Origin of the sequence: Cedecea davisae DSM 4568 (genome assembly GCF_000412335.2) — a bacterium.
Taxonomy (GTDB): Bacteria; Pseudomonadota; Gammaproteobacteria; order Enterobacterales; family Enterobacteriaceae; genus Cedecea; species Cedecea davisae.
Genome location: NZ_KE161030.1, coordinates 4479866 through 4506030 on the forward strand (window position 1 = coordinate 4479866; position 26165 = coordinate 4506030).

Annotated in this window: 23 protein-coding genes; 8 read left to right on the top strand and 15 right to left on the bottom strand. The window is 55.7% G+C overall.

Features of this window, described 5'->3' with window-relative positions:
- Entirely contained in the window at positions 1-936 is a 936-nt protein-coding gene (gene dsdC, locus HMPREF0201_RS20485; protein WP_016538672.1) for a DNA-binding transcriptional regulator DsdC, read from the bottom strand.
- A gap of 226 nt (positions 937-1162) precedes the next feature.
- Here dsdC and dsdX point away from each other — a divergent pair, with 226 nt between their 5' ends.
- The 5 genes from dsdX to HMPREF0201_RS20510 all read left to right on the top strand — a co-directional run bounded on the left by dsdX (position 1163) and on the right by HMPREF0201_RS20510 (position 7571).
- Positions 1163-2500 (top strand): D-serine transporter DsdX, encoded by a 1338-nt coding sequence (gene dsdX / locus HMPREF0201_RS20490; protein WP_016538674.1) that lies wholly within the window; start codon positions 1163-1165, stop codon positions 2498-2500.
- 17 nt (positions 2501-2517) lie between these two features.
- Positions 2518-3846, top strand: coding sequence for a D-serine ammonia-lyase (gene dsdA / locus HMPREF0201_RS20495; protein ID WP_016538675.1), 1329 nt, complete (start codon positions 2518-2520; stop codon positions 3844-3846).
- 221 nt (positions 3847-4067) lie between these two features.
- Positions 4068-5462, top strand: coding sequence for an MFS transporter (locus HMPREF0201_RS20500; protein ID WP_016538676.1), 1395 nt, complete (start codon positions 4068-4070; stop codon positions 5460-5462).
- Between the two features lie 103 nt (positions 5463-5565).
- Complete coding sequence (locus HMPREF0201_RS20505) at positions 5566-6582, top strand: LacI family DNA-binding transcriptional regulator (RefSeq protein ID WP_016538677.1); 1017 nt, start codon at positions 5566-5568, stop codon at positions 6580-6582.
- Positions 6583-6587: 5 nt separating this feature from the next.
- Positions 6588-7571 carry a nucleoside hydrolase gene (locus HMPREF0201_RS20510; RefSeq protein WP_039899465.1) on the top strand — a complete coding sequence of 328 codons (984 nt, stop codon included), beginning with the start codon at positions 6588-6590 and terminating at the stop codon, positions 7569-7571.
- A 28-nt stretch (positions 7572-7599) separates the two neighbouring features.
- Here HMPREF0201_RS20510 and HMPREF0201_RS20515 read toward each other — a convergent pair whose 3' ends face one another.
- The 6 genes from HMPREF0201_RS20515 to HMPREF0201_RS20545 all read right to left on the bottom strand — a co-directional run bounded on the left by HMPREF0201_RS20515 (position 7600) and on the right by HMPREF0201_RS20545 (position 14236).
- Positions 7600-8322: an amino acid ABC transporter ATP-binding protein gene (locus HMPREF0201_RS20515; RefSeq protein WP_039899466.1), complete on the bottom strand. Its 723-nt coding sequence runs from the start codon at positions 8320-8322 to the stop codon at positions 7600-7602.
- Positions 8309-9073, bottom strand: coding sequence for an amino acid ABC transporter permease (locus tag HMPREF0201_RS20520; RefSeq protein ID WP_016538681.1), 765 nt, complete (start codon positions 9071-9073; stop codon positions 8309-8311). The genes HMPREF0201_RS20515 and HMPREF0201_RS20520 overlap by 14 nt, the downstream gene beginning before the upstream one ends.
- A gap of 39 nt (positions 9074-9112) precedes the next feature.
- Positions 9113-9877, bottom strand: a complete 765-nt coding sequence (locus tag HMPREF0201_RS20525) for a basic amino acid ABC transporter substrate-binding protein (RefSeq protein ID WP_167344803.1) — start codon at positions 9875-9877, stop codon at positions 9113-9115.
- Positions 9878-9991: 114 nt separating this feature from the next.
- Positions 9992-10987, bottom strand: a complete 996-nt coding sequence (locus HMPREF0201_RS20530; protein ID WP_244878524.1) for a glycoside hydrolase family 5 protein — start codon at positions 10985-10987, stop codon at positions 9992-9994.
- Between the two features lie 307 nt (positions 10988-11294).
- Positions 11295-12617: a 6-phospho-alpha-glucosidase gene (locus tag HMPREF0201_RS20540; protein WP_016538685.1), complete on the bottom strand. Its 1323-nt coding sequence runs from the start codon at positions 12615-12617 to the stop codon at positions 11295-11297.
- The gene (locus HMPREF0201_RS20545) at positions 12614-14236 is read right to left on the bottom strand and encodes an alpha-glucoside-specific PTS transporter subunit IIBC (RefSeq protein ID WP_016538686.1); all 1623 of its coding nucleotides are present in this window, start codon (positions 14234-14236) and stop codon (positions 12614-12616) included. The genes HMPREF0201_RS20540 and HMPREF0201_RS20545 overlap by 4 nt, the downstream gene beginning before the upstream one ends.
- A gap of 225 nt (positions 14237-14461) precedes the next feature.
- On the opposite strand from HMPREF0201_RS20545, the gene HMPREF0201_RS20550 reads away from it, so the two are divergent.
- Positions 14462-15235 carry a GntR family transcriptional regulator gene (locus HMPREF0201_RS20550; RefSeq protein ID WP_039898936.1) on the top strand — a complete coding sequence of 258 codons (774 nt, stop codon included), beginning with the start codon at positions 14462-14464 and terminating at the stop codon, positions 15233-15235.
- On the opposite strand, the gene HMPREF0201_RS20555 is transcribed toward HMPREF0201_RS20550, so the two are convergent.
- From HMPREF0201_RS20555 to ibpA, 3 genes are all read right to left on the bottom strand, one after another.
- Positions 15202-16860, bottom strand: a complete 1659-nt coding sequence (locus HMPREF0201_RS20555) for a putative transporter (protein ID WP_039898937.1) — start codon at positions 16858-16860, stop codon at positions 15202-15204. The genes HMPREF0201_RS20550 and HMPREF0201_RS20555 overlap by 34 nt on opposite strands.
- 123 nt (positions 16861-16983) lie before the next feature.
- Positions 16984-17412, bottom strand: coding sequence for a small heat shock chaperone IbpB (ibpB, locus tag HMPREF0201_RS20560; RefSeq protein WP_016538690.1), 429 nt, complete (start codon positions 17410-17412; stop codon positions 16984-16986).
- A gap of 113 nt (positions 17413-17525) precedes the next feature.
- On the bottom strand, positions 17526-17939 hold the full coding sequence (ibpA, locus tag HMPREF0201_RS20565) for a small heat shock chaperone IbpA (protein ID WP_016538691.1): 414 nt from the start codon (positions 17937-17939) through the stop codon (positions 17526-17528).
- Positions 17940-18253: 314 nt separating this feature from the next.
- Between ibpA and HMPREF0201_RS20570 the strand changes: the two genes are divergently transcribed.
- On the top strand, positions 18254-18586 hold the full coding sequence (locus tag HMPREF0201_RS20570; protein ID WP_039898939.1) for a YceK/YidQ family lipoprotein: 333 nt from the start codon (positions 18254-18256) through the stop codon (positions 18584-18586).
- 4 nt (positions 18587-18590) lie between these two features.
- Here HMPREF0201_RS20570 and HMPREF0201_RS20575 read toward each other — a convergent pair whose 3' ends face one another.
- Both HMPREF0201_RS20575 and HMPREF0201_RS20580 read right to left on the bottom strand, forming a co-directional pair.
- Positions 18591-19859 (bottom strand): YidR family protein, encoded by a 1269-nt coding sequence (locus tag HMPREF0201_RS20575; protein ID WP_039898941.1) that lies wholly within the window; start codon positions 19857-19859, stop codon positions 18591-18593.
- A gap of 42 nt (positions 19860-19901) precedes the next feature.
- A complete protein-coding gene (locus tag HMPREF0201_RS20580) occupies positions 19902-20777 on the bottom strand; it encodes a LysR substrate-binding domain-containing protein (RefSeq protein WP_016538695.1) in 876 nt (291 codons plus the stop codon).
- Between the two features lie 131 nt (positions 20778-20908).
- On the opposite strand from HMPREF0201_RS20580, the gene HMPREF0201_RS20585 reads away from it, so the two are divergent.
- The gene (locus tag HMPREF0201_RS20585) at positions 20909-22033 is read left to right on the top strand and encodes an agmatine deiminase family protein (protein ID WP_039898942.1); all 1125 of its coding nucleotides are present in this window, start codon (positions 20909-20911) and stop codon (positions 22031-22033) included.
- A 72-nt stretch (positions 22034-22105) separates the two neighbouring features.
- Here the strand turns inward: HMPREF0201_RS20585 and yidA are convergent, their stop codons facing one another.
- From yidA to gyrB, 3 genes are all read right to left on the bottom strand, one after another.
- Positions 22106-22918 (bottom strand): sugar-phosphatase, encoded by an 813-nt coding sequence (yidA, locus tag HMPREF0201_RS20590; RefSeq protein WP_016538697.1) that lies wholly within the window; start codon positions 22916-22918, stop codon positions 22106-22108.
- Between the two features lie 169 nt (positions 22919-23087).
- Positions 23088-23486, bottom strand: coding sequence for a YidB family protein (locus HMPREF0201_RS20595; protein ID WP_016538699.1), 399 nt, complete (start codon positions 23484-23486; stop codon positions 23088-23090).
- A 264-nt stretch (positions 23487-23750) separates the two neighbouring features.
- Positions 23751-26165, bottom strand: a complete 2415-nt coding sequence (gene gyrB / locus HMPREF0201_RS20600; RefSeq protein ID WP_016538701.1) for a DNA topoisomerase (ATP-hydrolyzing) subunit B — start codon at positions 26163-26165, stop codon at positions 23751-23753.

Here is a 26165-nt window from a genome sequence, read left to right on the forward strand (position 1 = left end):
TTATTTAACCTCTTCGGCCAGGGCTTTAAGCCAGTGGATAAAAGCGTCAATCTTCGGCCATTGTCGGCCATCAAGGGTCGAAATGTAATAATGCTGATGGCAATTCAACGCCATCTCACCGAAAGGGGCGACAAGCTCGCCCCGCTCCAGCCGCTTTTGCACCAGCCTTTTTCGCCCCATCGCCACGCCAACGTGGTTCATCGCGGCTATCACCGCCAAATCTGAACGATCGAACCCAATGCCCGTAGAAGCAGGCAGCGCTATGCCAAAGTGCTGCGCCCAGCTGTACCACTCGTCCGTACCCGAGTCATTGCTCCACGCCTGCCGGTCGTGCAGTAAAGTGCAGTGGAGGAGATGCGAAGGCCTGCTTTGCAGCTCAAAACGCTGCGCGTATTGCGGACTACACACCGGCAGGATGGCCTCATCCATCAAAAAGTGATGGCTCAGTTGAGACGAAGGCGCATCGTCAAACGAGATAGCCAGGTCGATACCCGCCCGCTGTAAATTCAGGTTGTCGTTGCCGGTAAGAATGGTCAGGGAAATGGCGGGATAACGCTGCGAAAAGTCACCCAGGGAGGGCACCAGCCAGCACTGGGCAATCGACGGCCTGCAATAAACGGTTAAAGAGCCGGACAGCTCCTGGTTTTTGATATCCAGAATTTCCTGGTTAAGCGTATCCAGCGACGACTTCAGCGCCCAGAACACCCGCTTCCCCTCATGCGTCAGCTCCACCTTGCGATGGGAGCGAACAAAAAGCTGTATCCCCAACTCTTCTTCAAGCTGATTTATGCGGTGGCTGACGGCGCTGGGGCTGAGTGAAAGCTCGTTCGCCGCCAGGGCGAAAGATTGATGCCGCGCCGCAACCTCAAAGGTATACAGCTTCGACAACTGCAAGCCGTTTAATAAACGATTTCTAACTTCACGTCCCGCGTCCATAGCGCCTCTTGTCTGTTTACTTTCCGGCTAAGTGTAAAAAATCCACGGCAAATAGGCAGCGTTAAGTTGAGGAAAAGTGAACCATTACGCATTTACACCGCTTATTTCGACTTAAATCACTCACTTGATCCAATCTGGCTCATGTGAACGGCCAATTTTATCGTTTGTCAGCCAGGGCCATTTTTTATCCAATTACCCTAAATTATTCACAGGGTCGGGGTGAGAGATGGGATCGCAAATCTGGGTGGTGGGTTCGTTACTCAGCAGCATCGTTTTAATTGTATTCACAATCGTCAAACTGAAGTTTCATCCTTTCCTCGCGCTGCTGTTAGCGAGCTTTTTTGTCGGCACCATGATGGGAATGGGGCCGCTCGACATGGTGAATGCCGTCGAAAGCGGCATTGGCGGCACGCTGGGCTTTCTGGCCGCGGTAATCGGCCTCGGCACTATCCTCGGTAAAATGATGGAAGTATCCGGCGCGGCCGAACGCATTGGCCTGGCGCTGGAGCGCTGCCGCTGGCTCTCTGTCGACGTGATTATGGTGCTGGTGGGGCTGATTTGCGGCATTACGCTGTTTGTTGAGGTCGGCGTCGTGCTGCTGATCCCGCTGGCCTTCTCGATTGCCAAAAAGACTCAAACCTCTTTGCTCAAGCTGGCCATTCCACTTTGTACCGCGCTGATGGCGGTTCACTGCGTGGTGCCTCCTCACCCGGCGGCGCTGTTTGTGACCAATAAACTCGGTGCCGACGTGGGGACAGTGATTGTGTATGGCCTGGCCGTGGGCCTGCTGGCATCGCTGGTTGGCGGGCCGCTCTTCTTAAAATGTATCGGCAGCCGCCTGCCGTTTAAACCGGTTCCCCCCGAGTTTTCAGACCTGCAAACGCGCGATGCCGCTTCTCTGCCGTCATTAGGCGCCACGCTGTTCACCGTCCTGCTGCCCATTTTTCTGATGCTGATTAAGACCGTTGCCGAGCTGAATATGACGCCCGGCAGCACGCTCTACACGCTGCTGGAATTTATCGGCAACCCGATAACCGCGATGTTTATTGCCGTCTTCGTGGCTTATTACCTGCTCGGGCTACGCCAGCATATGAGCATGGGCACCTTGCTCAGCCATACTGAAAACGGCTTCGGCTCGATAGCCAATATCCTGATGATTATCGGTGCGGGAGGCGCGTTTAACGCCATTCTTAAGGCCAGCGGCATGGCGGATACTCTCGCCATTAGCCTGTCTAACCTGCATCTGCATCCAATACTGCTGGCCTGGCTGGTCGCGCTTATCCTGCACGCCGCCGTAGGGTCGGCAACCGTAGCCATGATGGGCGCAACGGCCATCGTTGCCCCAATGCTGCCGCTGTATCCTGACGTTAGCCCGGAGATCGTGACACTTGCGATAGGTTCGGGCGCAATTGGCTGCACGATTGTCACAGATTCTCTTTTCTGGCTGGTCAAGCAGTACTGCGGCGCTACGCTGCATGAAACCTTTAAGTACTACACCACGGCGACATTTATCGCTTCCTTGCTTGCACTGGCTGGCACCTTCCTGCTTTCTTTTATCATCTGAGCGCCACGGGACTTGTTATGAACAACGCTGAAATGACTACTTTGATTGAAAAATTTCCTCTGATTAACGACTTGATTGCGCTGAAAGAAGTGGCCTGGTTCAACCCGGCAACCACTTCCTTAGCCGAAGGTTTGCCCTACGTCGGCCTGACCGAAGAGGATGTCAAAGAGGCGCATGCTCGCCTCGCCCGATTTGCGCCTTATCTGGCAAAAGCCTTCCCGGAAACAGCGGCAACAAACGGGATTATCGAGTCTGAACTGGCAGCCATCCCGGCGATGCAAAAGCGGCTGCACGCGGCATTGGGCCAGGAGATCTACGGTAAATTGTGGCTGAAAAAAGACAGCCATCTTACGATTTCTGGCTCAATAAAGGCGCGAGGCGGTATTTATGAAGTGCTGACCCACGCAGAAAAACTGGCTACTGAAGCCGGGCTGCTTAGCCCGGAGGACGACTACAGCAAGCTTCTCTCCCCGGAGTTTCGCGAATTTTTCAGCCGCTACAGTATCGCCGTTGGCTCTACCGGCAATTTAGGCCTGTCGATTGGGATTATGAGCGCACGGATTGGCTTCCGGGTTACGGTGCACATGTCCGCCGACGCACGCGAATGGAAAAAGGCCAAACTGCGCAGCCACGGCGTTGAAGTGGTTGAGTATGCAGAAGATTACGGCGTTGCCGTAGAACAAGGTCGCAAAGCCGCAGAATCTGACGCCAACTGCTTCTTTATCGACGATGAAAACTCCCGCACGCTGTTTCTTGGCTACGCCGTCGCCGGGCAAAGATTGAAGGATCAGTTCACTCAGCGCTCGATTACCGTTGATGAGCAGCACCCGCTATTTGTCTACCTTCCGTGCGGCGTGGGCGGCGGCCCTGGCGGAGTGGCGTTTGGCCTGAAAATCGCTTTTGGCGACCACGTCCACTGCATTTTTGCCGAGCCAACCCATTCTCCCTGCATGTTGCTCGGGGTGCATACCGGGCTTCACGATGCCATTTCGGTACAGGAGATCGGTATTGATAACCTGACCGCAGCCGACGGCCTGGCCGTGGGGCGCGCTTCCGGCTTTGTCGGGCGGGCGATGCAGCGGCTGCTGGACGGTTTTTATACCGCAGAAGACCAAACGCTTTACAACATGCTGGGCTGGCTGGCCGCAGAAGAAGATATTCGTCTCGAGCCTTCGGCGCTGGCCGGAATGCCCGGCCCGCAGCACGTTTGTGCCAACGAAGCTTACCAGAGCATGCATGGCCTGAGCGCCGAAAAGTTGAATAATGCAACGCACCTGGTCTGGGCGACCGGCGGCGGCATGGTTCCGGAAGCTGAGATGGAACAGTACTTAGCAAAGGCACGCTGATATTGCCCCTCTCCCCAAAGGGGCGAGGGAGAAAATCCCTCATATTTCACCCTCGCCCTTCCAGGGAGAGGGTAATTCCTTCCGTCATTTTTCTGTCATTTAGTTACCTTACTCTCATTTCCGGTTTAATAATTTGATCAATCTACGCGCGTAGATACACTGAGCGAATGATTAAAAAACGCCCCCTGGGCCGATAACGTCCGACTTTTGTGAGCACCTCAATGACAACAAAATCTGTTTCTCATCCTCCGGCAGGCTCGGAGCACGCCGCTGAAGAGCGCCTGGCGACCCCCGAAGGCAAACGCGACTTTATTCGCGCCACCTTTTCCTGCTGGCTCGGCACTACGATGGAATACGCCGACTTTGCGCTCTATGGCCTGGCGGCCGGGATTATTTTTGGCGACGTGTTCTTCCCGGATGCCACCCCGGTTATGGCGTTGCTCTCAAGCTTCGCCGCCTATTCGGTAGGCTTTATCGCCCGCCCAATTGGCGCATTATTGTTTGGCCGGCTGGGCGACCGCTACGGCAGAAAAATGGTAATGGTGATTACCATCGCGCTGATGGGCTGCTCTACAACGCTGATTGGCCTGATCCCTGGCTATGCCCAGATCGGCGTCTGGGCGCCGGTTTGCCTGGTTATTTTGCGCTTCTCTCAGGGGCTTGGCGCGGGCGCAGAGCTTTCCGGCGGCACCGTTATGTTGGGGGAATATGCGCCGGTAAAACGGCGTGGGTTGGTGTCATCAATTATCGGCCTCGGCTCCAACAGCGGCACGCTGCTGGCCTCCCTGACCTGGCTGCTGGTGCTGCAAATGGATAAACAGGCGCTGCTCTCCTGGGGCTGGCGCATTCCGTTCCTGTGCAGCATGCTGATTGCCGTTGTCGCACTGATTATCCGGCATCAGCTGCGCGAGACGCCGGTATTCGAGCGCCAGAAAGCGTTGCTTGAAGAACAGCGTAAGCAGAGCCTGGAACAGGGCATCACGCTACAGCAGCAGGACACCCGCAGTTTCTGGAAACGCACCCGCGCCTTCTGGACGATGGTCGGCCTGCGTATCGGCGAAAACGGCCCATCCTACCTCGCGCAAGGCTTTATCATCGGCTACGTCGCTAAAGTGCTGGCGGTCGATAAATCCGTTCCCACGCTGGCGGTGTTGATAGCCTCCGTGCTCGGCTTCGCGATTATCCCGTTTGCAGGCTGGCTCTCTGACCGCTTTGGCCGCCGCATCGTTTATCGCTGGTTTTGCCTGCTGCTGATTATCTATGCTTTCCCGGCTTTTATGTTGCTGGACTCCCGCGAACCGATCATCGTTATTCCGACTATTGTCGTCGGGATGGGGCTGGCCTCGTTGGGTATTTTTGGCGTGCAGGCAGCGTGGGGCGTGGAGCTGTTTGGCGTAGCTAACCGCTATACAAAAATGGCGTTTGCCAAAGAGCTTGGCTCCATTCTTTCCGGCGGCACGGCACCGCTGGTTGCTGCCGCGCTGCTGTCGTGGACCGGGCACTGGTGGCCTATTGCTCTCTACTTCGCCGTGATGGCGGGGATAGGGCTGGTGACGACCTTCTTCGCGCCGGAAACCAGAGGCCGGGATCTTAACCTGCCGGAAGACGCCATTTGATTCGGCTCACGGTTCCCGGCGATTTTTACCAGGCAAAGCTTTATGCTGTTGCTCTGTTTAGCGCCAGCCCAAATAAAGCAGGTATTCAGTGACTAAGCCTCATATGCAACGTGTCACCCGCGCTGAAGTCGCCAAAGAAGCAGGGACTTCGGTCGCGGTGGTTAGCTATGTGATTAATAACGGCCCGCGCCCTGTGGCGCAGGCAACGCGCGAGCGGGTGCTGGCCGCCATCAAAAAAACCGGCTACCGTCCGAATGGTATCGCCAGGGCTTTAGCCAGCGGAACCACACGAACCTACGGCCTGATCGTGCCCAATATTGCCAACCCGTTTATCTCTTCCATGGCGCACGCCCTACAGCAGGAAGCCTTTGCCGACGGCAGAGTGCTGCTGCTTGGGGATTCAGGTGACGACAGGGTGCGTGAGCTTGAGCTGGTGAATAACCTGCTTCATCGCCAGGTGGATGGCCTGATTTACACCAGCGTAGACCGACATCCGTACATCGAGCTTATTCAGGCCAGCGGCACGCCGTGCGTCATGCTGGACAGAGTTGCGCCGGAGCTGAACGTCTGCGCCATTCAGGTTAATGAGCAACATGCCGCTTACCGGGCGACCCGGCACCTTATCGAGCACGGCTACCGCGAGATAGCCATTATTTGCGGGCCGCTGGAGATGCTGAACACCCAGGACCGCATCAGCGGCTGGAAGCAGGCGCTGGAAGAAGCCGGTTTGCCTCTGCGCCCTGAGTGGATTTTTTCTACCGACTATACCCGCCAGGGCGGCTACAGCGCGGCACAGCGCATGTTGAGCGGCGACTTGCCCCGCGCCCTGTTTGCCACCAATGAGCAGCAGGCCTTTGGCTGCCTGAGAGCGCTGGCCGAACGGGGGCTTTCGGCACCCGCCGACCTGGCGCTGGTCTGCTTTAACGGCACCCTTGAATCTTCTTTTAACGTCCCCTCTTTAACCACCGTGCGCCAGCCGGTCACTAAAATGGCGAAAAAGGCCATTGAGATGCTGAAGAGATGGGACGGGGAGCCGCACAACTGCGAATTCGCTTTCGAGCTGGAAATCGGCGAGTCCTGCGGCTGCCATCCTTCACCGCAGGCCAGAATGAGTAAATGAGTAACATGAAGCGTTTAATTATTGATTGCGATCCGGGCAACGGCGTTGCCGGAGCCAACGTTGACGACGGCCTTGCGCTGGCTCTGGCCCTGGCAGCCCCAGAAATCTCCCTCGAGCTAATAACCACCGTTTCGGGAAATACGCCCAGCGAAGTCGGCTACGCCGTTGCCTCTGATTTAATCGCACGCCTTGGCATGTCCGTTGAGGTCGCCCGCGGCGCATCCCGCGCCCTGATTGAGCCGTCGGCTCCATGGCGGGAACATCTTGACCACAAGGTTGATAAAGTCGGCCTGCGCCATTTATGGAACGGCGTCAGTGCGCCGCAGATAAACGCCGCCACAGCGCCGCTGGCGGTGCATAAAATGGGCGAACTTATCTGCAATAATCCCGGCGAAATCACCCTGATTGCCATCGGCCCGCTGACCAACGTCGCGCTGGCTTTACAGCTGTATCCGCAAATGGCGGCGGCGGTGAAAGAGATTGTGATTATGGGAGGCGTGTTCAACGTTGAGGGCTACCTGAAGGACACCAATTTTGGCGTCGACCCGGAGGCGGCCCACGCGGTGCTGACCAGCGGAGCGAACATCATCCTGGTGCCGATGGATGTCACCACCCAAACGATGATGACACACCAGGACCTGGATAAGCTGGCGACCTGCAATAACCGATTAAGCGATTTTCTTGTAGAAACAATCCGTCCGTGGATGGATTTTTCAATGCAGACCCGTAATCTGCCGGGCTGCTGGATACACGACGTGCTGACTGTCGCCCTGCTGCTGGAACCCGCGCTGGTCAGCGGCGTAGAGGATTACGTGGACGTTTCGCTGAGCGGCCTGAGCCGGGGCAGAACACTGCGCTACGGGCCAGAAAACCTGAGGCTGACGGTAAACGTAGAACCGCCGCGGGGCAAACCGGTGATGATTCTGCAAACCGTGGACAACGAGGCGCTGCTGGCGCTTATCGACAAAAATATTCGCCAGTTTTCCTGAAAGACAAAGGGCGCTTTCGCGCCCTTTTTTAGAGAACCTTGCTTAAAAACGCCTGGGTTCGTGGGTTTTGCGGGGCGCTGAACAGTTGGGCTGGCACGCCCTGCTCCTGAATCACGCCCTGGTCGATAAAGATCACGCGGTCGGCCACTTCGCGGGCGAAGCCCATTTCGTGGGTCACGATAATCATCGTCATACCTTCCTGCGCCAGCTGCTTCATCACCGCCAGCACTTCGCCCACCAGCTCAGGATCCAGCGCCGAGGTTGGCTCATCAAACAGAATAATTGACGGCTCCATTGCCAGCGCACGGGCAATCGCCACACGCTGCTGCTGGCCGCCGGAGAGGCTGGAAGGCCAGGCGTCGATTTTGTCTATCAGGCCAACTTTTTGCAGCAGCTTCTCCGCGCGGTTTACCGCTTCCGCTTTTGACAGCCCTTTCAGCGACATCGGCGCCATAATCAGGTTTTCCAGCACCGTCATATGCGGGAACAGGTTGAAACGCTGAAACACCATGCCAACACCTTCACGCAGGCCGTTGAGGTTGGTTTTTGGATCATGCACCGCAAAACCGTTCACCATCACTTCACCGCCGTCCGGCTTTTCCAGCGCGTTCAGGCAGCGCAGAAAGGTACTTTTGCCGGAGCCGGATGGGCCAATCACGCAAACCACTTCCTGAGGAGCAATATCGCAGGAGATACCGCGCAGGACGTGAGTTTTGCCAAATTTTTTCTGTAAGTCCTTAACGTGAATCACTTTTGCCAAACCTCTTTTCCATATGTTGCACCAGCAGCGAAAGCAGGAACGTCAGAACCCAGTAGACCAGTGAAATGGTCAGGTACGGCTCCCAATAGGTCGCATAAGCGCCGGAAACGGTACGCGCCGCGTAGGCCAGGTCGGCAAGGCCGATAGCCGAAGCCAGCGACGAGTCTTTAACAATAGCAATCGCGTTGTTGCCGAGCGGCGGCAGAATGCGGCGAAACGCCTGCGGCAAAATAACTTTGCGCATCGTTTTACCCCAGCCCATCCCCAGCGCGCGGGAAGCTTCCATCTGCCCTTTATCAATAGACTGAATACCGGCGCGGAAAATTTCGGACACATAGGCCCCGGCGTTTAGCGTAATCGCCACCACGCAGGAGAGGAATGCGCCGTATTCAGAGCGCAGCTCGCGGGCAAAGTCCACGGACATCAGCCCGCTGGTTATCATTATCCCATCGCGCGGGTTGATGAACAGCGGCACCAGGGCGAAGTGAACCACCATAATCTGCACAAACAGAGGCGTGCCGCGAAACGCGCTGACGTAAATACGCACCGGCCACTGCACCGCATAACGCAGTACGTGTTTCCACGGGCCGTCGTCGGCATGAGCCATACGCCCAAGGCCAAGCAGCAGGCCCCATGAGGTGCCTAAAATCACGCAGATGATGGTGCACTTGATGGTCATCAGCGCGCCCTGCATAAATAGCGGCGCGTATTCTGAGATTATCTCCCAGCGAAATCCGGTCATACCTGTCCTTGTTGGGGCCGGAACGGCCCCGATTGAAAATTACTCTGCCGGGAGGGTTGGAACGTTGGCGTCGAACCAGTTGGCGTAAATTTTAGCGTAGGTGCCGTCTGCGATGATTTTCTTCAGACCGGCGTCGATTTTACCCTTCAGCTCGGTGTTACCTTTCGCGACCGCAATGCCGAAATACTGGCGTTCAAACTTGCTGTCCGGCACCAGCTTCAGCGGTTTTTCAGGGTGAGATTTAATGTAATATTTCACCACGCCCACGTCACCCACCGCCGCGTCAATACCGTCTTCGGTCAGCTCTTGCAGCATCAGAGGAGTGTTATCGAAACGCTTAATATCGGTGCTGTTTTTGCCCAGAACATCGGAAACAACGATGTCGCCGGTGCTGGAGTTAACCACGCCAACTTTCTTACCTTTCAGGGCGTTAACGGAGTCGACTTTTGAATCCGTAGGCACCACGATGGACTGCTCTGCCGGGAAGTAAGGCGCGGAGAAGTCGACCATCGCTTTACGCTTGTCGGTAATGGTGATGCCGGAAATAATGATGTCGCGATCGCCGGAGTTCAGCGTCGCAAAGATGCCTTCCCACGGGGTGTTAACCAGCTTGATATCAAAACCTTCGGCTTTAGCGACGGCTTTGATGATATCGATATCGAAACCTTCCAGCTGCTTCTGGCTGTTTTCAAATTCAAATGGACGATAGGTGCCGCCCGAGCCGACCACGTAAGTCTGCGCCAGAGCCTGAGCAGAACTGAACAAAGCCGCGAGCAAACACCCGCCAACTACCACTGATTTCATCGCTTTAGTTAACATAGAAGCCCCTGGATATATGATGTTTTTATGCAGTTAATGTGCATAAAAATACATAATTACCCGGAAGGCAGCAACAGAAAATTCACGCCGGGGCGATAATTACTGGCACTGAGGCTTGAGGATGGCGTCCAGAACCGGTGCCATATCCGGCCGCCATGCGCCCTCTTCGCCATCGTAGAATTTTTCATCGCCGCTTACCGCATAAGGGATCTGCGCCTTTTGCAGCTCGCAGGCAACAAAAGTCGCCATCGCAACCTGCTGATCCACCGGCAGCTTACTGCCCACCGACCAGTTGCCCACCCAGGACAGGTGGCCGGTTTTTTGCTGCCAGCGTGAAGCGGCTTCTATACGCGCATGGATTGCGGCTTTTTCCGCATCCGTGCCGGTGGTCCACTGGCTTTTACCGTTTAAGGCATGCGGGCCGGACGGCATTAAATGCCAGTCCGCCATGACCAGCCCGTGGTGGGATTCGGGGATTTTTAATGCCGCCAAAGCTTCCGGCGAGCCGTGATAGCGAGGCGCGACAAAGATATGCCGCTGCGGGCTGATTTTATGAATCGCCTTAACGGTTTTGTCATACACCTGGTTGAGCAGCTGCGGGTTGGCGCTGAGCTTTTCCTCCGGCTGCCCGATGATGTCGAAGACCAGAGAATCATCGTTTTTGCCAAAGAACCGGGCGACGGTTGTCCACCATTCTACGATGTCGGTGGCGTTTTCAGCATTGGGCTTTGCCTTCAGCTCGGCCGCGCGGTAACTGATAACCGGAACGATATTGTATTGCTCGCAGGCATCCACGATTCGCCGCAGGTGAACCAGCTTTTGATGGGTCATCGGCCCGGCAACGCGGATGCGTACGTGACCAAACCCGCGCTGCTGAAAGTCCCGCACCGCAAGCGGGTCAAATTCGCGTATACCGCGTTCTGTAATGGCCCAGTCAACGTTCATGCCCACCCCAAGCTGGCTGGTCCAACTGGGCGGCAAAGCTTCTGTTTGTGCGGCAAACGAACCGGCACAGAAAGAGAGAGCAACCAGGGCAAGGATTGGCTTTAACATCGGCGGCACGCTACTTAGCGAAGGAAACCTAATATTTAGCATACCTTTACCGTTTGCGGGGAGTGCGGATTGCAATAAAAGATTAATAATGATTCATAGTGTGTAGGTTTGCTTTTGCCGGTTACTCATCGCTAAGCACCACCCCAAGCCGGGCTGCCATTCTCATCACCTCATTAACTACCGCAGGCTCGGTAAAAATACTCCGTGTTTTCCCCTGCAGTGTGAGATCCGCATTATTCAGTCTGTTGCCGAACAATATGAAAGCGCTGCTATCGTCATGCTGCCTCGACTTCCACACCATGAAAAAAGCGCGACGTTAACGCCGCGCTTTGTTAATGGCTGGAAAAACTTATTTCAGTTCAGGCCAGTAGGCTTTGTTGGCTTCTACCAAGTCGTCGAGGATGGCTTTGGCGACGGAGGCACTTGGGACGGTTTTCGACAGCGTGATGGCCTGCCACAGTTTCTGGTAAGAGCGGTGCTCCCAGGCATCTACCACCAGTTTTTCTACCGCAACCTGCTGGCTCATCAACCCTTTCTGGAACTGAGGAATATTGCCCACCACCAGCGGCTCTGGCCCGTCTTTCCCTACGAGGCATGGGATCTCTACCATCGCTTCCGGGTCGAAGTTATTAATCGCGCCATTATTCGGCACGATTAACAGCATTCTTTCCTGAGTGTTAAAGGCGATAGCGGTCGCCAGATCGACGATGTACGACGCATGTTCATCAATTTCCAGCTCGCCTGCCGATGATTTCCCGGCATTAATGATGGCGTTGCAGGAGCCAAATACGTGTTTCTCGCGGTGCTCCATAACCTCATTGGCACGGGTATGTTCCGGGTTGGAGTGCTGCACCACGTAATCCGGGAACAAGTAATATTTGAGATAGGTATTTGGCAGCGTGTCAGGATCCAGCGCCCAGACGTCTTTCGCTTTACCGAAGGTATCATTCCAGCTCGCTTCCGTACCGTGCTCGTCCGTTGGTGGAACATAGCCAAATTTAGCCACATGTTCGCGGATTTTCGGCATTAAATCATTGCCGTGTTTATCCTCAACATGGGTCCACCAGCCGAAGTGGTTCAGGCCGTAGTAGCGGACTTTCATCTCTTTGCGATCTTTCAGGCCGACTATCTGCGCCATACGGCTTTCAATGCCGATTGGCATATCGCAGATATTCAGGATCTTTGCATTCGGGCGCAGGCGACGGGTCGCTTCCGCCACAATAGCCGCCGGGTTGGAGTAGTTCAGCATCCAGGCGTTTGGCGAGTACTTCTCCATATAATCGACCAGCTCCAGCACGCCGCCAATCGAGCGCATGCCGTAGGCTATTCCACCCGGGCCACAGGTTTCCTGACCAACCACACCGTGGCGCAGAGGGATTTTTTCGTCTTTTTCGCGCATCGGGTATTTGCCAACACGGATATGAGCCATGACGAAATCTACATCGCTAAAAGCTTCTTTCGGGTCAGTTGTGTAGCTGAATTCGACCTCCGGGGCCTGCTCCTTGAGGATAACTTTGCAGGCCTCGGCGATAGTTTCCTGACGTGCGCCGTCGTTGTCATAGAACTTCAGCGCCCGCAGCGGAAAACGGTGCTGGTTGGCCAGCAGCATCAGTACGATGCCGGGAGTGAATGTGCTGCCGCCGCCTGCTACAACTACCGAGAATTTTTTCATGATACTGCCTCCGTCATGGATGGATGTTCGTCTGAGACTTGCTCTTTGATGAGGATTTCAATCTGGTCGCGGATTTGCGGGACATGCAGCCCAACGATGACCTGAATGCCGTTCCCGCTCCGTACTACGCCGTGTGCGCCGAGGGCTTTGAATACTTCGTCACCCTGGGTCCGCGCCATATCGGCAAGCGTGATGCGCAGCCGGGTTGCGCAGTTATTGAGGCTGGCGATATTCGCCGCACCGCCCAGCGCCTGTAAGAAGCCATGAGCCTGCCCGTGTTTTGCGTCCTGGCTCACCGCCGCGCTGGTCTGCTGGCGAGCGGCCTGGTAGTCCGCCTTGCTGTAGAGCTTAATTTCGCTGTCTTCACGGCCCGGTGTTTTCAGGTTGAAGCGCAGGATAAGGGCGCGGAACACCACAAAGTAGACGCCGGTGAAAGCGATGCCGATGCCTATCTGGGTAAACATCATCGAGGCATGGTTATGGAACATCGGGATCCAGTTTTGCGGCAGGAACTGGTCGAGAAGCCCCCCGCCCATATTGCCGACCACGCCCGCCATATACATCACCGTAGCCATCGTGGCGGCGAGGAAAGCGTGGACCGCAAACAGCAGCGGAGAGATAAACAAGAAGGTGAATTCCAGCGGTTCGGTAATGCCGACCAGCATCGCGGTCAGCGTAGCGGGGATAAGCAGCCCGGCGACCTTAACCCGATTCTGCGGTGAGGCGGTATAGTAGAGCGCCAGCGCAATCCCAACGGAGCCGAACACTTTAGAGTTACCGTGCAGGGCAAAGCCGCCTTCCGGGAACAGAGATTTCAGGGAAGCGGTGCTCTGGCTAAATTCCTGCAAATGCTGCGCCCAGTAAACCTGAATGCCGCCTTCTACCGCCGCTGGCCCGAAGATAAATGGCCCATAGACAAAGTGATGCAGCCCGGTCGGGATCAGGATGCGTTCAAGGAAGGTGTAAACCCAGACGCCAAGCGCCCCGGCACCGCGCAGAAACGCCTGTAAGGACTCAATGCCAAGCTGGACTTTTGGCCAGCCGAGCAGCGTCAGCCAGGCGCAGGGGATCATCACCAGGAAGGCGACAATCACTACGAAGGAACTGCCCTGGAAGATGCCGAGAAATACCGGCAATTGCCTGTCGAAATAGCGGTTATGAATGGCGGTGACGATGCCGGAAATCACAATCGCCCCGATGATGCTGGTATCGAGCGTTTTGATCCCGGCTATCATCGTTAGCCCGCTGCCCGTGGTGGGGTCGAGGTTAAAATCGACGCCAAAATAGTGCCCCCAGGTCATCCCCATGGCATTGATGAAGTAGTTCCAGGTTAAGAAGCTGACCAGCACGGCCAGGCAGGCGCGCCCCGGAGCTTGTTTCGCCAGCCCGATAGGCAGGCCGACGGCGAAAATCAGCGGCATATTGCGGAATACCGTCCAGCCGCCCTCTTCGATGATATGAACAATCTGCGCAAATAAGTTGTCGGGAGCGGTTAGCGCCTCCCCAACAAACATTGGGTTACGCAGCATAATGGCTATCCCAACCACAATTCCCGCAAACGGAAATAGCAGGACCGGGGTAAACATTGCACCACCAAAGCGTTGTATTTGACTGAGCATTTTTTAATCCTCATGTAACAACTTCGTAGAGTAAGAGGTGGCCTTATTTTTGTAGTCTGGCCTGAAGCTGAGAATAAGGAGCCAGCCCGATAACCGCCGTGTTGGTCGGCGTGATTCGTGATCGCTTTCATGGTTTTTATTTAGCCAAAGTTGTCTACTTTTCAAAATAAAGTTAGACAAATGGTTGAAGTGAAAAGGCGATATAGCGCCTGGAGAGGTCTACTGGTGATCTATAAATCAATTGCAGACAGGTTACGCGTACGCCTGAATTCGGCTGACTACACCATCGGTAGCCCGCTGCCGGGCGAAAAAAAACTCGCCGAGGAGTTTGGCGTATCGCGCATGACAATTCGCAAAGCGGTGGATTTACTGGTGGGCTGGGGGCTGGTACAGCGCCGCCAGGGCAGCGGAACCTGGGTGACCAAAAAAGATGTTCACCATGAAACCACCAACCTGACCGGATTCGTAGAAGTGATGCGTAGCCAGGGAAAAGAGGTGATGAGCGAGGTGCTGGAGTTCAGCATCATGCCCGCCCCGCCCGCTATTGCCAGCCTGTTGCGGATTAAAATCGACGAGAAAATTTATTATTCCCGCCGGGTGCGTGCGGTGGGTGGAAAACCGCTGATGGTGGAAGACAGCTATATGCCGGTGAAGCTGTTTCGCAACTTATCCATGGCCCACCTTGAAGGATCCAAGTTCAGCTATATCGAAGAAGAGTGCCGGATAATCATCAGCGGTAACTATGAAACGCTGACGCCGGTGCTGGCGGACGCCAAAACGGCAAAGCTGCTGAATATCGCCGAGGCGACGCCAATTTTGCGCATCACCTCGCTTTCCTACAGCGACAGCGGCGAGTTCCTGAACTATTCAGTGATGTTCAGAAACGCCAGCGAATACCAGGTGGATTACCACCTGCGGCGTGATCACGCTAAAACGCTACCCGTGTCACCGGACAGCGCCGCCACTCAAAGCCCCCAGAACAGCACGGCCAGCAATTGAGGCGTGATAATGCGCAGGAACATCACCAGCGGGTAGACAGTGGCGTAAGAAAGCGCCGCCGCACCGCTGGTTGCGTGCAGCCCGTTGGCAAAGGCCAGCGCCGGCGGGTCGGTCATCGAGCCTGCCAGCATGCCGCACAGCGTCAGATAGTTCATCTTCACCAGCAGGCGCGCGAGAATACCCACGCTAATCAACGGCACGGCGGTAATCACAATCCCGTAGCCAATCCAGCTCACGCCATCGCCGCGCAGCAGGGTGTCGATAAAGTCCCCGCCGGATTTTAGCCCGACCACCGCAAGGAACAGCACAATCCCAAGCTCGCGCAGCGCGAGATTGGCGCTCGGCGGCATGAACCAGTACAGCTTGCCGATGCTGCCGATACGCCCGAGGATCAGCGCCATAATCAGCGGCCCGCCCGCCAGGCCGAGACGCAGCGCGGCCGGGAAGCCGGGGATAAACAGCGGAACAGACCCAAGCAGCACCCCAAGCCCGATACCAATAAACACCGGCAGCATCTGTACCTGCTGGAGCTTATGTTGGGCGTTACCCACCTCCGCCGCCACCGCATCAATAGACTGCGGGCGGCCAACGAGGTTAAGGATATCGCCAAATTGCAGGCTGGCATTGCTGCTCGCCACCAGCTCAACCCCGGCGCGATTGAGCCGGGAGATAACCACGTCGTACTTCTGCTTCAGGTGCAGATCGCGGATTTTCTTTCCCAGCACCTTTTCATTAGTCACCACCACGCGCTCCACGCGTAAGTCCGTGCCGCGCGTAGAAAGCGAAGTCTCGACCTGGTTGCCGATAACCAGCAGGGCTTTATGCAAATCTTTCTCCGCCCCGACCAGATGCAGCAGATCGCCGGTTTCAATCACCGTGCCGGGAGAAGGCACCATGAGCAGCTCTCCGCGCTTGAGGCGGGAACAGATTATCTCGTCGCTGTTGAGGATGGGCACGTCCTGAATCATCAGGCCGTTAAGGTTGGGGTTGGCCACGCAAATATTGATGGTTTGCAGCTGAGCGTGACTTTGCCCGCTGCTGGCGTCGAACTGCTGCGCTTCTTTTTCAACATTGACGCGAAAAGCCATTCTCATCAGCCACATAGTGAGAAGAATGCCACAGATGCCGAACGGGTAAGCCATCGCGTAGCTCATGCCCATTTGGTCAACCAATTGTGGCGTAGTGCCGAGATCGGAGAGGATCTGCTGTCCCGCGCCCAAAGCCGGGGTATTAGTGACTGCGCCGGAGAAGATCCCAAGCACCACAGGCAGCGGCACGTCGAACAATTTGTAGACGACGGCGGTCATGAACGCGCCCAGGATAACAATCAGAATAGCGAATAGGTTGAGCCGTAGCCCGGACACGCGCAGAGAGGAGAAAAAGCCCGGCCCCACCTGGATGCCGATGGTGTAGACAAACAGGATCAGCCCAAATTCCTGAATGAAGTGCAGCATATCGCTGTTCAGGCCAATCCCGGCCTGATTAACAAAGTGGCCGACGATAATTCCGCCGAACAGCACGCCTCCAATGCCGAAACCCACACCGCGGATTTTGATATTGCCTATCCACAAGCCAATAACGGCGACCAGCGCCAGCACGCTTACGGTTAACGCTATTCCACTCATCATATAATCCCTGTGAATAACATTATTGTTATTGAGGATTCTCGCAGAGTGGCCGACGGCTTAATGCGCTGGAGAGCACAAAAAAGGCCCCATTTCTGGGGCCTTAGAAGAGATTCGGGGGACTTAGCTGTTCAGCGCAGGGCGTTCGCTAATGGCGATACGCTGCGGAGCCATCGCTTCCGGGATGTTGCGCACCAGGTCGATGTGCAGCAGACCGTTGGTAAAGGTCGCACCCGAAACCTGCATATGCTCGGCCAGGGTGAAACTCAGGCTAAACGGCTGGGTGACCAGCCCCTGATGCAGCCAGTTGATCTCTTTTTCCGGTTTTACCGGCGTCCCTTTCACGCTCAGGCGGGTACCTTCAAGCTCGATATCCAGGTCCTCCTGGCGGAACCCGGCCAGCGCAAGGGTGATGCGGTAATGGTTATCGTCGCTTTTTTCAATGTTGTACGGCGGGAAGCTCTGGCTTTCTCCGCTGGACTGAAGCGCGTTCGCTAATTTGTCAAAACCGATCCATTGACGCAGCAGTGGGGATAAATCGTAGTTACGCATAGTGTTTTCTCCTTCTTTGAAGCAAGAAATGACCTGCCTGCATATAAACAGGCATGATGGGCTCCCTGACGGCAAGCCAGCTGATGACGGGCCGCGCTGTGCGACCCGATAAATTAATTAATTTCGATGCGGCGCGGCTTCATCGATTCCGGAATTTCACGTTCCAGCTCGATGTACAGCAGGCCGTTCACCAGGCTTGCACCACGCACATGGATGTTTTCTGCAAGCTGGAATTTACGTTCGAAGTTACGCTCGGCGATGCCCTGATAGAGATAGGTTCGCTCTTGCTGCTCGCCTTCGTGCGCGCCTTTAACAATCAGCAGATTGTCCTGGGCGGTGATATCAAGTTCGCTTTCAGCGAAACCGGCAACGGCAATAGCGATGCGGTAGTGGTTTTCGTCCACTAATTCTACGTTGTACGGAGGGTAGCCGCCGTTACTTTGGCTTTGGTTGTTTTCCAGCAGGTTGAACAGGCGATCAAAACCAATGGCGGAACGGTACAGCGGAGATAAATCGAAGTTACGCATAATAAAAAGCTCCTGAAATCAGCGAGTAAAGTGTAAAAGCCTTCCATCAGGACAGGCCACAAATCGGAGTACCCATTCGGCGTACTCGTTTTGGTCACACTAGTAAAATGTGGCTGGCTTAGAATTTTTCAAGGCGTCATAGCGCAAATTTTTTGCGAGAGAGGGATTCCTTACTTAGACTAGCGTTGAGCATGAAATGGTAAAAATATGCGATAACCGCCACAGAGCGGAGCGACAAAGGTTTTTAAACCACGGGCGGATGTTATAACTCCGCAGGTGCTGGTACTCAGCCAGCCATTGACGACGGCAGCAAAATGATAACGAAAAATTTGTTTTCTACTCTGGTGTTAAGCACAGGCCTGCTCTGCCTGACAGGCTGTTCCAGTATGATGTCGCACAGCGGTGGCAAAGAGGGCTTGTACCCGGGCACGCGCGCAAGTGCAGAAACGCTTGGTGACGACGAAACAAGCTGGGCGCTCAAGCCGCTGGTCGCGCTGGATCTGCCTTTTACCGCCGTGCTTGATACGGTGCTGCTGCCGTGGGATGTGTTCCGTAAGGACAATTCGGTGAAATCGCGAGTGGAAGCCAGCGAAAAACAGAATCTGGCGACCAATTCCGTTATCCCACCGGCCGACATGCCGCACTAATCTGCTATAGCCCGGTTTCCGCGCACCAGAGCTGGCGGAAACCGTCGACATCCTGCATCCAGGCGATGTGTTTTCCGTCCGGCGAAAAGACAACTGCATCGCCGGAAGGTGCTTGTTCCCCGGCCACGGTTAATGCCGTAATCGCCCCGCTTTGCGCATCGCACAACACAATTCTGCCCTGAAGTACAAACCCCAGAGCTTTGCCTGAAGGATGCCAGTTAAACGCCGACTCCACGTCGTGCTCGCCGGAGGTTACCTGCCGTGGCTCGCCGCCGTTCGGGGAAACCGTCCACAGCTGTACAACGCCGTCGTCGTCACGCATCAGAAATGCCAGTTGGCTGCCGTCCGGGTTGCTGCGCACCCAGTGCCGAGGCTGACTCACCAGGCCGGGGTGAAGGCGATTGTGGGTAAAGGTTAATCTGCGCTGCATAACGCCTTTTGGCGGCGCGGGTAGCGTGTTGGATGTGCCGCACAGTGGCTCATCACCGGCTTGCCGATACGTGTCCTCTTCATCAGGCAAATCAACGATAAACAGCTCCGGCACCTTCTCGCCGCTGACTGAGCGCGTATCACCGATAAAAGCCAGCGCCCAGCGCTGCACGCTGCCGTCAGGTTTGCGGTAACCTCGCTCGCCTGTCCAGCCTTCTTCGTAGGCGCGGTTTATCTCGTCACTGCCCGGCGTGGGATCTGGCGTAGTGCGGCTCACCAGCACGCAGAAGTGGCTGCCGTCGTATTCACGCGGATGATGCTTCGGAGGCTGAACCGGGCCAAAAGGCAGCGCGATGCCAACGTTACGGAGATCGAACCGTTCGCCCAACTCATGCATTACGTGGTCGTTATAGGTAAAGCTCAGACGGCTGCCGTCATGGCTCCAGACGTGTACGTGGCTGCCGCCGCGCAGCGCTCCCGGGGTGTAAGGCGAGGTGATATCCATCGCGTCAAGATTGCTGGCTTTACCCTGCTCAACTACCACGCCTCGGCGATGATGGAAGTCGTAATACCAGCTGGCGTCCGGGGCTTCCGGGCCGTGGATAAAAACATAGCGCTCGGGCAGCTGCGGGCTTACGGTCACCACCCCGACACAGGCCCCTTCAGGCGCGCGGTACACAACCTCGACTTCTCCGCTGAAGACATTTACCCGCTCGATAGTCTCGCCGGTAAACGAAGACCCGGAGGGGCGCACATCGAAAGCCAGCCACCGGCCGTCCGGCGTCCAGGTGTTGATATTAGTAAGCTGATGATGACGTGGTGCGAAGGTGAGTTGTCTGGTCACGGATTTGCCCTGAAGCGCTGAACACGCCTCAGGGTAAAAGATTTAGTTATGCCTTTCCACTGCGCCAGGCAAGCTGCCCGCCAGCCATTCACAAAACTGGCGCGTCAGCGGATCGTTTTCACTATCGCGATGGACAAGCCACGCCCAGTCAGCGCCGCGCACGGTTTGCTCTGCCAGCGGAACAAGCAGGCCAGCCGCCGTTTTTTGTTCAGCCAACAACTGGCTGACGAGCGCTATCCCAAGTCCCTCTGCGGCAGCATCCAGCAGCAGCCCAGGGTCGGAGAAGTTCATCCCCTGGCTACGCTGGCCGACATCCGCACCTCCGGCGACGGTCCAATGCTCCCAGCTCATTTCACGCTCGCCGTGAAGAGTCATGCGCTGCGGGACCAGAGCCTCCAGAATACGGGGATGGCAGGCTGGATAAAGTCTATCCTTGTACAAAACCTCAAAAACGCATTCCGCCTGAATGCTTAAATCATCGCGTATTGCCACGTCGATGGTTTCCGTCGCCATATCGGGCGGTTCAAAGCTGGTAAACAGCCATAAATCAGTCTCCGGGTGCTGGCGATTGAAGTCTCCCAGCCTCGGCAACAGCCAGTGTCGCGCAAAAGCGGGCGTGGTATTCACAATGAGCTGGTTAGGCTTGCGGTATTGCTCAAGGCGACGAATGCCGACCGCCAGCTGCTGGAGCATAACCTGCACGGTGCTGTAAAGATCCTGGCCCGCGTCGGTCAGGCTGACGCTGCGCCCGCTGCGAAAGAAAAGCGGCTGCTCAAGATAAGCTTCCAGGCTGCGGATCTGCTGGCTAATAGCTGACTGGGTCAGATGCAGTTCCGCGGCGGCCTGGTGAAAACTCCCCAGACGGGCGGCAGCTTCAAACCCGCGCAGGGCATTTAAAGGAGGCCAGTGCTTCAGCATGATTGATAAGCCTGTCTAATCAGGTGGTCACTAAATATATCGTTAGATACCTGAGGCAGCCAGTGTTGAAATATCAGCCTCTTTCTCTGAGCAGAAATACTTACCTTAAAGCACGCAAACGGGAGCCAGATATGTCTACGCGTCGTCAATTTATTAAATGTGCATCAGTGCTTGCAGGTGTAAGCCTGGCTGGCTCTCTGGGGCTACCTTTTAAGGCTCTTGCCGCCGCGAATGGCGGCTGGCGCATGCCTGATGAAGGCGAAGAACAACAGCGGGCATTTATCGCTTTTGGCGCGCAGAAGGCAATCTGGAAAGATTTCACCCCTGACGTCCAGGATGCTCTTGGCCGCATCGCACGCGCCATTACCGACTACCAGCCGCTGACGGTATTTTGCCGCGAGCATGAGCGTGACCTGGCCGAAGAAAAATGCGGCAGCCACAACGTGACCTATGTTGTCACCGAGCTGGACGACATCTGGATGCGTGATACCGGAGCCTGCTTCGTCACCTCTTCAGCGGGTGAACCCGGCGCCGTGGGCTTTAACTTCAACGGTTGGGGCAATAAACAGCGGCATAGTAAAGATACTCGGCTGGCGGCCCTGATGGCCGAAAAATACGGCGTAACGAACTTCCACCGCAGCGCGTTAGTTGGAGAAGGCGGCGGTATCGAAGTGGATGGCCACGGCACCGGCATCATGACCGAGAGCAGTTGGGTAAACGCTAACCGCAACCCCGGCTGGAGCCGTGACCGCGTGGAGCAGGAACTTAAAGCGATGCTTGGCCTGAGAAAAATCATCTGGCTACCCGGTATCAAAGGAAAAGACATTACCGACGCACACGTCGATTTTTATGCCCGCTTCGTGGAGCCGGGCGTGGTTATCGCCAACCTGGATCCTGACCCGGACTCTTATGACCATCAGGTCACTAAGGCGCATCTGGCCATTCTGGAACAGGCAACCGATGCCGATGGCCGCAGGCTACAGGTTCACCTTGTCTCACCTCCGCAGGAGGCGCGGGCCAGTCGTTTTAGCGAAGATAACCCTGATTTTGCGGCCGGTTACATCAACTATTTCGTCATAAACGGCGCGATAATCGCCCCTGAATTTGGCGATGAAGAAGCCGACGAGGCTGCTTTCAGCCTGCTTTCTAAGCTCTATCCCGATCGCAAAGTGGTGCAGTTAAATATAGATGTCATTGCCGCAGGCGGCGGAGGGATCCACTGCGTAACCAATCAGTTACCGGCAATGAATGATTAAAAGGAGAGCTAGAGCGGGAAATTCATGGCAGAGGGATAAAACGCCCCGGTATAACCGGGGCTCAGGAGAGAATTAGTTAAGAACGAATTTCTCAATGGCGTAAGCCACGCCGTCCTCCAGGTTGGATTTGGTGACAAAGTTGCTGACCGCTTTCACCTTGTCGATGGCGTTATCCATTGCCACGCCCATTCCGGCATACTCCAGCATCGCGATGTCGTTTTCCTGGTCGCCGATGGTCATCACTTCTTCCGGCTTAATGCCCAGCTTCTCGGCCAGAGACTTCACGCCGGTACCTTTGTTCACGCGCTTATCGAGGATCTCGAGGAAGTAAGGCGAACTTTTCATCAGGGTATAGCGCTCAAAGACTTCGGCAGGAATTTTGGCGATGGCCTTGTCGAGCACCACCGGCTCATCAATCATCATGACCTTCAGGAACTCGCCGTTTTTATCCATGTTTTCCGCTTCGCAGAACACCAGTGGAATGCTGGCGATAAAGGATTCGTGAACCGTGTAATAGCTGATGTCGCGGTTTGCGGTATACAGCGTGTGGCGGTCAAGAGCGTGGAAGTGAGAACCCACTTCGCGGGACAGATTTTCCAGGTAGCGGTAGTCGTCATAGCTCAGCGCCGTCTGGGCAACCGTGCTGCCGTCGCTGGCCTTTTGCACCAACGCCCCGTTGTAGGTGATGCAGTAGTCGCCGGGCTTATCCATGTGCAGCTCACGCAGGTAGCTCTCAACGCCGGCAAAAGGACGCCCGGTGCAGATAACCACATTCACGCCGCGCTCGCGCGCCGCCGCAACAGCCTGCTTTACCGCAGGAGAAATGGTGTGGTCTGGCAGCAGCAGCGTGCCATCCATATCGATTGCTATGAGTTTTATGGCCATGGGATCTTCTGAGGTAATGGATTTACCCCATGCTAACGCGATTCCGCTCAAAAAACAGCAGCAAACTCAGGGGAAAAGGAGGATGAAAGGCGCTGAGGAAACTCCTCTTTTGCCCGGGGAAAAAGATCGAAAAATTGCCCCGACGCCGCGGCCGGGGCAGGATGAATGCTCAGCTAAATAGCTTTCCTTTTAGCAGGTTAACGCCAGCGCTCATCAGGTCGTTGTGCGCCTCCGGGCTAACCTCTCCATTTGGCGACAGGGCGTCGATAACCTTCGGCAGATATTCCGCCAGCAGCGCCGAGGCCGCTCCGCTATCTACGCCAAGTTTCTCGCCCAGCGCCGCAACGGACGGGGAGCCAAGCGCCTGGGTAATCTGGTCGCCGCTGAGCGACTGATTGGCGCTGTTGCTGCTCAGCCAGGACGACACTATCTCGCCAAGGCCGCCCTGGCGCAGTTTATCCAGCAGCGCCTGAACGCCGCCCTGCTGCTGCACCCAGCTTAAAATTGCCTGATATTTACCGGCATCGCCGTTTAACAGTGAGCCTGCAATCTGATCAAAAAAGCCCATGATTCTTCCTCTGCGATGTATGAATCTGACTACGCAAAGTATAGCGCCCATAAAAAAAGCCGCGCTAAAAGCGCGGCTCCATCACGATGGTAAGTCAAAGGTATAGAAGAAATACCCGAGAGCACCAAAAAATAAACAAGGAAAATCAATTCATTGATTTTCGCCTGCTAACCACAAAGAAGGAAAAACCACGTTTTTTCCTTCTTTGTCAGAAAAATAAAGCCGCGCTAAAAGCGCGGCCTTCTTAACGGCGGACTCTCAATATTAAATATCGATGTTCGCTGCTTTCAGTGCGTTCTCTTCGATAAACGCACGACGTGGCTCAACCGCGTCGCCCATCAGCGTGGTGAACAGCTGGTCGGCAGCAATCGCGTCTTTTACGGTAACGCGCAGCATGCGGCGGCTGTCCGGATCCATCGTGGTTTCCCACAGCTGATCCGGGTTCATCTCGCCCAGGCCTTTATAGCGCTGAACGGACAGGCCACGGCGGGACTCTTTCACCAGCCATTCCAGCGCCTGCTCGAAGCTGGTCACCGGCTGACGGCGCTCGCCGCGTTCGATGAAGGCATCGTCTTCAATCAGGCCACGCAGCTTCTCGCCCAGCGTGCACAGGCGAGCATATTCTCCACCTTCAACAAACTCTTTTTCCAGCGGGTAATCGGTATCCACGCCGTGGGTACGCACGCGCACCACAGGTTCGAATACGTTCAGCTCCGCATTGTGGCGAACGTCATATTTCCAGGTGCTGCCGTGCTGCTCTTTTTCATTCAGCGTTACGGTAAGCGCGGAAATCCACTGCGTCACTTTTGCTTCATCAGTCAGGTCAGCAGCCGACAGAGTCGGATGATAAACCAGATTGTTCAGCAGGTTACGAGGGTAACGGCGCTCCATGCGGCCGATCATTTTCTGCGCGGCATTGTACTCGGCCACCAGCTTCTCAAGTGCTTCCCCCGCCAGAGCTGGCGCGTGGGCATTGGCATGCAGCGTCGCGCCGTCAAGAGCGATAGAGATCTGATATTGATCCATCGCTTCGTCGTCTTTGATGTACTGCTCTTGCTTGCCTTTCTTCACTTTGTACAGCGGCGGCTGCGCGATGTAGACGTGGCCACGCTCGACGATTTCCGGCATCTGACGGTAGAAGAAGGTCAGCAGCAGAGTACGGATGTGCGAACCATCGACGTCGGCATCGGTCATGATGATGATGTGGTGGTAACGCAGTTTGTCCGGGTTGTACTCGTCGCGGCCGATACCGCAGCCGAGCGCGGTAATCAGCGTCGCCACTTCCTGAGAAGAGAGCATCTTGTCGAAGCGAGCCTTCTCAACGTTAAGGATTTTACCTTTCAGCGGCAGGATCGCCTGGTTCTTACGGTTACGCCCCTGTTTTGCAGAGCCGCCCGCAGAGTCCCCTTCCACAAGGTAGAGTTCAGACAGCGCCGGGTCGCGTTCCTGGCAGTCCGCCAGTTTGCCCGGCAGGCCTGCCAGGTCGAGCGCGCCTTTACGGCGAGTCATTTCACGGGCACGACGTGCGGCTTCACGAGCGCGCGCCGCGTCAATAATTTTACCGACAACGATTTTCGCGTCGGACGGGTTTTCCAGCAGGTATTCTGCCAGCAGTTCGTTCATCTGCTGCTCAACCGCGGATTTCACTTCCGAAGAAACCAGTTTGTCTTTGGTCTGGGAAGAGAATTTCGGGTCCGGCACTTTCACGGAAACAACGGCAATCAGGCCTTCACGCGCATCGTCGCCGGTGGCGCTGACTTTCGCTTTTTTGCTGTAGCCTTCTTTATCCATGTAGGCGTTCAGGGTACGGGTCATCGCCGCGCGGAAGCCCGCAAGGTGAGTACCGCCGTCGCGCTGCGGGATGTTGTTGGTGAAGCAGTAGATGTTTTCCTGGAAACCATCGTTCCACTGCAATGCCACTTCTACGCCAATGCCATCTTTTTCGGTGCTGAAGTAGAAAACATTCGGGTGGATCGGGGTTTTATTTTTGTTGAGGTACTCAACAAATGCCTTGATCCCACCTTCGTAGTGGAAGTGATCCTGCTTGCCGTCGCGTTTGTCGATCAGGCGGATAGACACGCCGGAGTTCAGGAACGACAGCTCGCGCAGGCGCTTAGCCAGGATGTCATATTCAAATTCAACAACGTTGGTAAAGGTTTCGTGGCTCGGCCAGAAACGCACCTGGGTCCCGGTCAATTCGGTTTCACCGGTTACCGCCAGCGGAGCCTGCGGCACACCGTGCACGTAGGTTTGCTGATGGGTTTTGCCTTCGCGGCGAATCAGCAGTTCCAGCTTCTGGGACAGGGCGTTAACCACGGAAACACCCACGCCGTGCAGGCCGCCGGAGACTTTATAGGAGTTATCGTCGAACTTACCGCCTGCGTGCAGCACCGTCATGATAACTTCCGCAGCAGACACGCCCTCTTCAGGGTGGATACCTGTCGGAATGCCACGGCCGTCATCGGTTACCGAGACGGAGTTATCCGCGTGGATAGTGACCACGATGTCTTTACAGTGGCCCGCGAGCGCTTCGTCGATAGCGTTATCCACGACCTCAAATACCATGTGGTGCAGACCGGTGCCGTCGTCTGTATCGCCGATATACATGCCCGGGCGTTTACGTACCGCATCCAGCCCCTTAAGGACTTTGATACTGGAGGAGTCATAAGAATTCGACAT

Bases quoted from the DNA above. Each gene is read 5' to 3' on its own strand.
- dsdC (WP_016538672.1), bottom strand. From the start codon at position 936: ATGGACGCGGGACGTGAAGTTAGAAATCGTTTATTAAACGGCTTGCAG.
- dsdX (WP_016538674.1), top strand. From the start codon at position 1,163: ATGGGATCGCAAATCTGGGTGGTGGGTTCGTTACTCAGCAGCATCGTT.
- dsdA (WP_016538675.1), top strand. From the start codon at position 2,518: ATGAACAACGCTGAAATGACTACTTTGATTGAAAAATTTCCTCTGATT.
- HMPREF0201_RS20500 (WP_016538676.1), top strand. From the start codon at position 4,068: ATGACAACAAAATCTGTTTCTCATCCTCCGGCAGGCTCGGAGCACGCC.
- HMPREF0201_RS20505 (WP_016538677.1), top strand. From the start codon at position 5,566: ATGCAACGTGTCACCCGCGCTGAAGTCGCCAAAGAAGCAGGGACTTCG.
- HMPREF0201_RS20510 (WP_039899465.1), top strand. From the start codon at position 6,588: ATGAAGCGTTTAATTATTGATTGCGATCCGGGCAACGGCGTTGCCGGA.
- HMPREF0201_RS20520 (WP_016538681.1), bottom strand. From the start codon at position 9,073: ATGACCGGATTTCGCTGGGAGATAATCTCAGAATACGCGCCGCTATTT.
- HMPREF0201_RS20525 (WP_167344803.1), bottom strand. From the start codon at position 9,877: ATGAAATCAGTGGTAGTTGGCGGGTGTTTGCTCGCGGCTTTGTTCAGT.
- HMPREF0201_RS20530 (WP_244878524.1), bottom strand. From the start codon at position 10,987: ATGCTAAATATTAGGTTTCCTTCGCTAAGTAGCGTGCCGCCGATGTTA.
- HMPREF0201_RS20540 (WP_016538685.1), bottom strand. From the start codon at position 12,617: ATGAAAAAATTCTCGGTAGTTGTAGCAGGCGGCGGCAGCACATTCACT.
- HMPREF0201_RS20545 (WP_016538686.1), bottom strand. From the start codon at position 14,236: ATGCTCAGTCAAATACAACGCTTTGGTGGTGCAATGTTTACCCCGGTC.
- HMPREF0201_RS20555 (WP_039898937.1), bottom strand. From the start codon at position 16,860: ATGAGTGGAATAGCGTTAACCGTAAGCGTGCTGGCGCTGGTCGCCGTT.
- ibpB (WP_016538690.1), bottom strand. From the start codon at position 17,412: ATGCGTAACTACGATTTATCCCCACTGCTGCGTCAATGGATCGGTTTT.
- ibpA (WP_016538691.1), bottom strand. From the start codon at position 17,939: ATGCGTAACTTCGATTTATCTCCGCTGTACCGTTCCGCCATTGGTTTT.
- HMPREF0201_RS20570 (WP_039898939.1), top strand. From the start codon at position 18,254: ATGATAACGAAAAATTTGTTTTCTACTCTGGTGTTAAGCACAGGCCTG.
- HMPREF0201_RS20580 (WP_016538695.1), bottom strand. From the start codon at position 20,777: ATGCTGAAGCACTGGCCTCCTTTAAATGCCCTGCGCGGGTTTGAAGCT.
- HMPREF0201_RS20585 (WP_039898942.1), top strand. From the start codon at position 20,909: ATGTCTACGCGTCGTCAATTTATTAAATGTGCATCAGTGCTTGCAGGT.
- yidA (WP_016538697.1), bottom strand. From the start codon at position 22,918: ATGGCCATAAAACTCATAGCAATCGATATGGATGGCACGCTGCTGCTG.
- HMPREF0201_RS20595 (WP_016538699.1), bottom strand. From the start codon at position 23,486: ATGGGCTTTTTTGATCAGATTGCAGGCTCACTGTTAAACGGCGATGCC.
- gyrB (WP_016538701.1), bottom strand. From the start codon at position 26,165: ATGTCGAATTCTTATGACTCCTCCAGTATCAAAGTCCTTAAGGGGCTG.